Annotated in this window: 7 protein-coding genes; 4 read left to right on the top strand and 3 right to left on the bottom strand. The window is 71.9% G+C overall.

The window, feature by feature from the left end; all coding sequences use genetic code 11:
• Positions 1-170: 170 nt before the first annotated feature.
• From ACYVPE_RS38535 to ACYVPE_RS38520, 4 genes are read left to right on the top strand one after another with little or no spacing between them, the layout of a single operon-like run.
• Complete coding sequence (locus tag ACYVPE_RS38535) at positions 171-788, top strand: histidine phosphatase family protein (protein ID WP_461038503.1); 618 nt, start codon at positions 171-173, stop codon at positions 786-788.
• Positions 789-810: 22 nt separating this feature from the next.
• On the top strand, positions 811-1,881 hold the full coding sequence (locus ACYVPE_RS38530) for a substrate-binding domain-containing protein (protein ID WP_461038502.1): 1,071 nt from the start codon (positions 811-813) through the stop codon (positions 1,879-1,881).
• A 12-nt stretch (positions 1,882-1,893) separates the two neighbouring features.
• Positions 1,894-2,682 carry an ATP-binding cassette domain-containing protein gene (locus ACYVPE_RS38525; protein WP_461038501.1) on the top strand — a complete coding sequence of 263 codons (789 nt, stop codon included), beginning with the start codon at positions 1,894-1,896 and terminating at the stop codon, positions 2,680-2,682.
• Positions 2,675-3,928, top strand: coding sequence for a sugar ABC transporter permease (locus ACYVPE_RS38520; RefSeq protein WP_461038500.1), 1,254 nt, complete (start codon positions 2,675-2,677; stop codon positions 3,926-3,928). The genes ACYVPE_RS38525 and ACYVPE_RS38520 overlap by 8 nt, the downstream gene beginning before the upstream one ends.
• Before the next feature lie 64 nt (positions 3,929-3,992).
• On the opposite strand, the gene ACYVPE_RS38515 is transcribed toward ACYVPE_RS38520, so the two are convergent.
• The 3 genes from ACYVPE_RS38515 to ACYVPE_RS38505 form a co-directional block, all read right to left on the bottom strand.
• Positions 3,993-5,216, bottom strand: a complete 1,224-nt coding sequence (locus ACYVPE_RS38515) for a helix-turn-helix domain-containing protein (protein ID WP_461038499.1) — start codon at positions 5,214-5,216, stop codon at positions 3,993-3,995.
• A gap of 280 nt (positions 5,217-5,496) precedes the next feature.
• Positions 5,497-6,345 carry a ricin-type beta-trefoil lectin domain protein gene (locus ACYVPE_RS38510; RefSeq protein ID WP_461038498.1) on the bottom strand — a complete coding sequence of 283 codons (849 nt, stop codon included), beginning with the start codon at positions 6,343-6,345 and terminating at the stop codon, positions 5,497-5,499.
• Between the two features lie 183 nt (positions 6,346-6,528).
• Positions 6,529-7,131 (bottom strand): TerD family protein, encoded by a 603-nt coding sequence (locus ACYVPE_RS38505; RefSeq protein ID WP_461038497.1) that lies wholly within the window; start codon positions 7,129-7,131, stop codon positions 6,529-6,531.
• Positions 7,132-7,453: the final 322 nt, after the last annotated feature.

The raw sequence follows: 7,453 nt of genomic DNA, 5'->3' as shown, positions 1-7,453 counted from the left end.
CGGGCGGCTGGCGGGCGCCGTGGCCGGCGCGTGGCTTGCCGCGCGGGCGTCCAACGGCCCGCGAACGCGGGACAACCCGCCGGCACGGCCGGCCGCCGACCCCACGGCGGCCCCCCGGCTCCGCCGGCCGGCGAAGCCGGCCTCCGTGGCGAGGCCACGGCGGTGACGCGATGAGCGGGCGACTGCTGCTGGTGCGGCACGCGGAGACCGAGTGGCACCAGGACAACCGGTACGCCGGCGCGCGCAGCGACCCGGACCTGAGCGAGGCGGGGCGGCGGCAGGTCGTGGCGTTGGCGAGGGCCGCGCCCGCCGAGGGCGTGGACGCCGTGGTCAGCTCGCCGCTGCGCCGCGCCCTGCGCACCGCCCGCCCCACGGCGGAGACGTGCGGCGTGCCGGTGCGGGTGGTCTCCGACCTGCGCGAGGTCGACTTCGGCGCCCTGGAGGGCCGCACCAGGGCCGAGGCCGACCCCGAGCTGGTGCGACGGTTCGTCACCGACCCGGTGGCACACCCCTTCCCCGGCGCCGAGCCGCCGGGCGACGCCGCCCGCCGCGCGGCGGACGCGCTGCGCGAGGTCGGCGCCCGGCACCGGGACGCCACCGTGCTGGTCGTCGCGCACAGCACGGTGCTGCGGCTCGCGCTGTGCGCGCTGCTCGGCCTCGACCTGTCCTCGTACCGCCGGGTCTTCCCGCGCTTCGACAACGTCGCCGTCACCGAACTCCGGCTGCCAGCCGACCCGGAACTGCCGGCGGCCCTGCTCTCCCTCAACCGTCCGATCCTCCCCCGCTGAGCCCCACTCGGAAAGGAACGTCGTGCGCAGACTCGTTCACCTCACCGCGACCGCGCTGCTCGCCCTGACCGCCGCGACCGCCTGCTCGTCCGAGGGCGAAGGCGGCGGCTCGGGCGGCAACGGCGACGGCCAGGACGCCGAGATCGCCTTCCTGATGCCGGACATCGCCTCCACCCGCTACGAGCTCTACGACAGCCCGCTGTTCGAGGCCAGGATGGCCGAACTCTGCGCCGGCTGCGAGGTCATCTACAACAACGCCAACGCGGACGCCTCCCGCCAGCAGCAGCAGGCGAACTCGGCGCTGGCGCAGGGCGTGGACGTGATCGTGATCGACCCGGTCGACTCGACGGCGGCGGCGAGCATCGTCAACGCCGCCCGGGCACAGGGCGTTCCGGTGATCGCCTACGACCGGCCGGTCCTGGAGACCCCGCCGGACTTCTACATCTCCTTCGACAACGAGGCGATCGGCGAGAGCATCGGCCAGTCGCTCGTCGACCACCTCCGCGAGACCGGCGCCGACGGCGGGCTGCTCCAGGTCAACGGCTCCCCCACCGACGCCGCGGCCGGGCTGATCAAGGACGGCATCCACAACGCGATCGACGACAGCGGCTTCGAACTGCTCGCCGAGTACGACACCCCGGACTGGCAGCCGGCGGACGCCCAGGAGTGGGTGAGCGGGCAGATCACCAGGTTCGGCGACGGGATCGCCGGCGTGGTGGCCGCCAACGACGGCACCGGCGGCGCCGCGATCGCCGCGTTCCGGGCGGCCGGCCTGCCGGTGCCGCCGGTGACCGGCAACGACTTCGAGGTCGCGGCGGCCCAACGCGTCGTGGCGGGCGACCAGTTCAACACCATCTCCAAGCCGATCGCGATCGTCGCGGAGGCGGCGGCCGAGGCGGCCTACGGATTCGTGTCGGGCGAGGAACCCGAGGGCGAGACCACCCTCTTCGACACGCCCGCCCAACTCTTCGAGCCAACGGTGGTGACGCTCGACAACGTGGCCGAGGTGCTTGCGGAGTCCGAGCAGATCGAGGTGTCCGAGGTGTGCACGGCCGAGTACGCGGACGCCTGCGCCGCGGCCGGCCTGAGCTGAGCGGGGCCGCCGATGTCAGCCGACACCGCGGGCCCCGCGCTCTCGCTCCGCCGCATCAGCAAGCACTTCGGCGCGGTCGCCGCGCTCACCGACGTCGACCTGGAGGTGGCGCCAGGCCAGGTGGTGGCCGTGGTCGGCGACAACGGCGCCGGCAAGTCGACCCTGGTCAAGGTGCTGGCCGGGGTGCACCGCGCGGACGCCGGGACGATCGCCTTCGGCGACCGGGAGGTGACCATCGGCGGCCCGGCCGACGCGCACGCGCTCGGCGTGGCCACCGTCTTCCAGGACCTGGCGCTGTGCGAGAACCTGGACGTGGTCGAGAACCTGTTCCTGGGGCGGGAGTTGCGGCGCGGCCGGCTCGACGAGGTCACCATGGAGCTGCGTTCGTGGGAGCTGCTGCGGCAGTTGTCGGCGCGGATCCCCTCGGTGCGGGTGCCGGTGGCGGCGCTGTCCGGAGGGCAGCGGCAGACGGTGGCGATCGCCCGCTCGCTGCTGGGCGACCCGCGGATCGTGGTGCTCGACGAGCCCACGGCGGCGCTCGGCGTGGCGCAGACCGCGGAGGTGCTCAACCTCATCGAGCGGCTGCGGGACCGCGGCCTCGGCGTGATCATGATCAGCCACAACCTGGCGGACGTCCGGGCGGTCGCCGACCGGGTGGCGGTGCTGCGGCTCGGCCGCAACAACGGGTTCTTCGACACCGCCGAGGTGTCCGACGAGGACATCGTCGCGGCCATCATCGGCGCGGCCGACAACGTCGTGACCCGCCGGGCCAACCGAGGAAGGGACGCGGGCGATGAGTGACCCGGGAACCGCTGGTACCACGCCGCCACTCGACCTGCTGGACGAACGCCTGCGCCGCGGCGAGGGACTGCGGCCCGCGCTGTCGGGCATCCTCGACCGGATCCGCGGCGGCGACCTGGGCGCGCTGCCCATCGTGCTCGGGCTGCTGGTGATCTGGACGGTCTTCCAGTCGCTGAACTCGGCCTTCCTCTCCAGCGCCAACCTGGTGAACCTACTGGTGGAGAGCGTCCCGGTGGGCGTGATCGCGCTCGGCGTGGTGTGCGTGCTGCTGGTCGGTCAGATCGACCTCTCGGTGGGCTCGGTCAGCGGCCTTTCCGCGGCGATCACGGCCGTCACCTTCGTCGACTCGGGCTGGCCGATGCCGCTCGCCCTGGCGGCCGCGATCGGCACGGGCGCGGCGATCGGCTGGGTCTACGCGATGATGGTGACCCGCCTCGGCGTGCCGAGCTTCGTCGCCACGCTGGCCGGGCTGCTGAGCTTCCTCGGCGTGCAGCTCTACCTGCTGGGCCGCACCGGCGCGATCAACCTGCCCTACGACTCCGGCCTGGTGCGGTTCGCCCAACTCGCCTTCGTGCCGGCCTGGTTGTCCTACGTCCTCGTGCTCCTCGCCGCCGGCTGGCTGTTCGTCACCGGCCACTCCCTCGCGGCGGCCCGCCGCCGCGCCGGCCTCTCCGCCCGCTCGACCAGACTGCTGCTGGCCCGCAGCGTCGCCGTGCTGGCCGGCCTCGGCTTCGCCGCCTGGTACCTGAACGAGGCACGGGGCGTCGGCTGGATGTTCGTCTGCTTCGTGGGCCTGGTGCTGGCGACGCACTACGCGCTGACCCGCACGAGTTGGGGCCGCTCCCTGTTCGCCGTCGGCGGCAACGCGGAGGCGGCCCGCCGCGCCGGCATCAATGTCCGCCGCACCTACACCACCGCGTTCATCCTCTGCTCCTCGCTCGCCGCGCTCGGCGGCCTGCTCGCCGCGTCCCGCCTGGCGGCCGCCAACCAGGCCACCGGCGCCGGCGACGTCAACCTCAACGCGATCGCCGCCGCCGTCATCGGCGGCACCAGCCTCTTCGGCGGCCGCGGCGGCGCGTTCTCCGCGCTGCTGGGCATCCTGGTGATCCAGTCCATCTCCAACGGCCTGACCCTGCTGGACCTCGACTCCTCCTTCCGCTTCATCGTCACCGGCCTGGTCCTGGCCCTCGCCGTAGCCCTCGACTCCGCCGCCCGCCGCTCCCGCACCGCCCACGGCCGGGCGTAGAAGGCTGCGCCGCGTCGGCCAGCTCCCGGGCCCCGTCCGGGAGATTGACTCAGGGCGCCCCCTGTTACACACCGCTCCACATGGCGAACTCGCGCAGGGGGTCTGGCGCCTTGGCCCGGGCTCGGAGCAGGGTCCCGACCAGTTCGTGGACCCCGGGGTGGTATCGGGTCAGTTGTGGTGCGGCCTGCTTCGCCTGCTGTAGGGACTTCAGGGCCTCGTCGTTGCGGGCCGTCCATGTCTCCGCTCGTGCCTTGTCGATCCAGAACCGGGCCGCCCCGGTCGGCCGGAAGTCGGCGGGCAGGCGAACCCCGGCAGCCAGGGTCAGCGCCGTGGCGTGGTCCTCCCGGTCGTTGGCGGCCCCCAACTGGGAAAGCGCCACTTCAGTCGGCCCGAACGACAGCGCGTAGTCGGCCAACGCGTCGGGGCTGCCGGTCTCTCCGGTGGTCTCCGACAGTTCGGCGGCCTGGCCAAGGAAGTCCTCCGATCCGCTCGCGTCCCCGCTGCGCAACGCATGTGTAGCCGCCCGCAACTGCAACGTCCCCCGCACGGCCTTCGTGATGCGGTCGCCGTCGTCATCGAGGTCACGCAGCGCGCGCCGCATCAGGGACACTCCGCGATCCGGGCGTGAGCTCTGAGCATGAGTGATATGGGCCCGCTCGAAGCGCTCGATGGCGACCTGGCGCGGGTCGCCGGACTGCGGTGCCGCAGCGGCCATCCGCGCCAGGGCAAGGCGGGACATGTCGATAAAGCCCATCCGGTAGGCCACGATGGCCGCCGTACGCGCCATCTCGCTCTGAAGGGCGAAAGCACGTTCACGGTTCCGACCAGACCGATCGTAGGACTGAGCCAGGAGCGCCGATTCGACGATCAGCCCGGGAAGGTCCTCGGCGATCTCGGCGAACCGTGTCCTGACTCGGAATCCGGCGATCCGTCGTGCCTCCGCCTCCAAGGCATCGAGGGAGCGTGACGGGGGCTCGTCGTCGGGGAGCAGGTCCCAGCTGTCGAGGGCGCTGCTGATGGGAGACAGCAGCGCGTCGAGCCGGTCTTTCTGCAGCATGTGAATGTAGGGCTGTCCGCGTAGCACGGACACGCCGACGCCGAGGACTCGGGCCACGGACGCGACCACTCCGGGCGAGGCGTATCGCTGCCCCCGCTCGATTCGGGACAGTTGGGAGGCGGAGACGTGGGCGCGGCGGCCCAGTTCCGAGAGGGAGAAGCCCCGTATGGTCCGGAGCTCGTGGATTCTGGTGCCGATGGTGCGTGTTGAGACGTCGAAGTCGTCAGACATTCTGACTCCCCGCTCGTGTGCCGTTACAGCGTGTACGCTACTCGCGCATTCCGCGCGTGAACAGCCGGTCACGAGAAGGCTGGGGCGGCGCCTCCTATGACGCCACCGCACGCCACGAACTCGCCGGGTGCGACGGTGGGGCCGCGAAACGCCCAGGAAAACGGGCCTAACGTCACATCCCGCGAAGTACTCACCGACACATGAGCCCGCAGCCAAACTTCACGGCCTTCGGGTTTCCCCGGTGAACATCGCGCCTGGGGCACAGAGGACCGGGGGACGGTCAGGGCGCGGTCCACTTCTGGGCCGGGTTGCCGGAGCAGTTGGCGATCTGGAGGTGGGTGCCGTTGGAGGTGTTGGCGTTGGCGACGTCCAGGCAGCGGTCGGCGACCACGTTGACGATGTCGCCGGCGGCGCGTTCGATGCGCCAGCGCTGGATGGCCTGGGTGGGGTCGCAGCTGGCCAGCACCACCGGCGTGCCGTCGGCGGTGGCGCCGCCGCCGAGGCTGAGGCAGTAGCCCTGGACGCGGAGGGTGCCGTCGGAGGCGACGGTCCACTGCTGGCGGTTCGAGCCGTTGCAGTCCCAGAGGTGGAGGCCTGTGCCGTTGCCCGGCTCGTAGGTGTTGCTCTCGGCGCACTTCTCGGCCAGGCCGACGATGAGGCCGGTGGGCCCGGTCACCCGGGCCGGCTGGTTCTGCCGCTCGGGCTGCTCTTCGCGGTCGGCCGGCGGGTCCGGCTCGTCCGCGGGCTCCTCGGCCGGTTCCTCGGCGGGCTCCTCCTCGACCGGCTCCTCGACGGGGGCCCGCTCGACGGGCTGCTCGGCCGGTTGTTCCTCGGTCTCCTCGGCCGGCTCCTCGTCCTCCTCGGCGGGCTCCTCCTCGGGTTCCTCGGGCTCCTCCTCCGTCGCGTCCGCGAGGAGTTCGCTGGGCTCCAGCTCCTGGGGCGCGGGGGCCGCCACCGGGTCCTGGTCGTCGTCGACGAGCGAGCCGGCGACGGTGGTGGCGCCGGCGATCACGGCGACGGCGGCGACGGTGCCGCCGAGGGTGGCCCATACTCGCCGGCCGGGGACGAGACCGCGGCTGGCGCGGGACGGTTTGCTCGCGAAGGTGCTGGAAAAGCGTGGGGACGGCACCGGATTCCTCCGTTCACGGGGGCACGAGGCACGTTCGGGGACGGTGTGCTGCGCATCACGTCGGCCAACAGCCTAGCCACCGCCCGCACTCGGCCCTCGCCGGGGCCACACGCGCGTCGAGGGGGTTCCGGTTCCCACCGGGCCCCCTCGACGTGTGCGAACGCACAATCCTCACAAGCGCGTTCAGACGTTCACCCCGTAGTCGGCCGCGATGCCGCGCAGCCCGGAGGCGTAGCCCTGGCCGACGGCGCGGAACTTCCACTCGGCCTCGCGCCGGTACAGCTCGCCGAAGACCATGGCCGTCTCGTTCGACGCGTCCTCCGTGAGGTCGTAGCGGGCGAGCTCGCCGCCGTCCGCCTGGTTCACGATGCGGATGAACGCCCCGGAGACCTGTCCGAAGCTCTGTCGGCGGGCGTCGGCGTCGTAGATGGAGACGGGGAACACGACGCGGTCGACCTCGGTCGGCAGCGCCACGAGGTCAACGACGATCTCCTCCTGGTCGCCGCCCACGCCGTCGAGGCCGCCGACGGCGCCGGCGCCGCCGACCAGCTCGTCGCCCATGTGGGTGACGGCGCCGTCCGGGCTCTTGAGGTTGTTGAAGAAGACGAAATGCCGGTCGCTCAGCACCTTGCCCCGCGCGTCGACCAGCAGCGCGCTGGCGTCCAGGTCGAAGTCCGCGCCGGTCGTCGCGCGCGCCTGCCAGCCGAGACCGACGGTCACCGCCGTGAGGTTCGGGGCCTGCTTGGTCAGCGAGACGTTACCGCCCTTGGACAGCGACACTCCCACGTCGATCAACTCCTGGGATTCGGGAACAGTCCTCGACTCAGAATCTACAACACTGTAGAAGTAGGCCGAGCGATACCGGATGCACTGGTCATCCTGTACAGAGAATCAGGGAGAACGGCGGGCATTCTGATCGGTTCTGCCAGTGGACAGCACATCTCTTGCGGGGTGTGAGGAATGCGCGGTGTCATTCTGTACAGCAGACCCTCTGGCGGAGGAGGCCCACCCGTGAGTTCCCTGAGTCAACCTCTATGCCGCCATGGGCGCCTCGGTGGGTGTGTTGATCTTGTTGTGGGCTTGGTGGGTGGTGGGGTCGTAGCAGGTG

The organism is Streptomyces mayteni (genome assembly GCF_054783955.1).
Note: the sequence above shows the minus strand (reverse complement) of the source record. Positions and strands in the feature narration are given on the sequence as shown.

Bases quoted from the DNA above. Each gene is read 5' to 3' on its own strand.
- ACYVPE_RS38520 (WP_461038500.1), top strand. From the start codon at position 2,675: ATGAGTGACCCGGGAACCGCTGGTACCACGCCGCCACTCGACCTGCTG.
- ACYVPE_RS38535 (WP_461038503.1), top strand. From the start codon at position 171: ATGAGCGGGCGACTGCTGCTGGTGCGGCACGCGGAGACCGAGTGGCAC.
- ACYVPE_RS38515 (WP_461038499.1), bottom strand. From the start codon at position 5,216: ATGTCTGACGACTTCGACGTCTCAACACGCACCATCGGCACCAGAATC.
- ACYVPE_RS38525 (WP_461038501.1), top strand. From the start codon at position 1,894: ATGTCAGCCGACACCGCGGGCCCCGCGCTCTCGCTCCGCCGCATCAGC.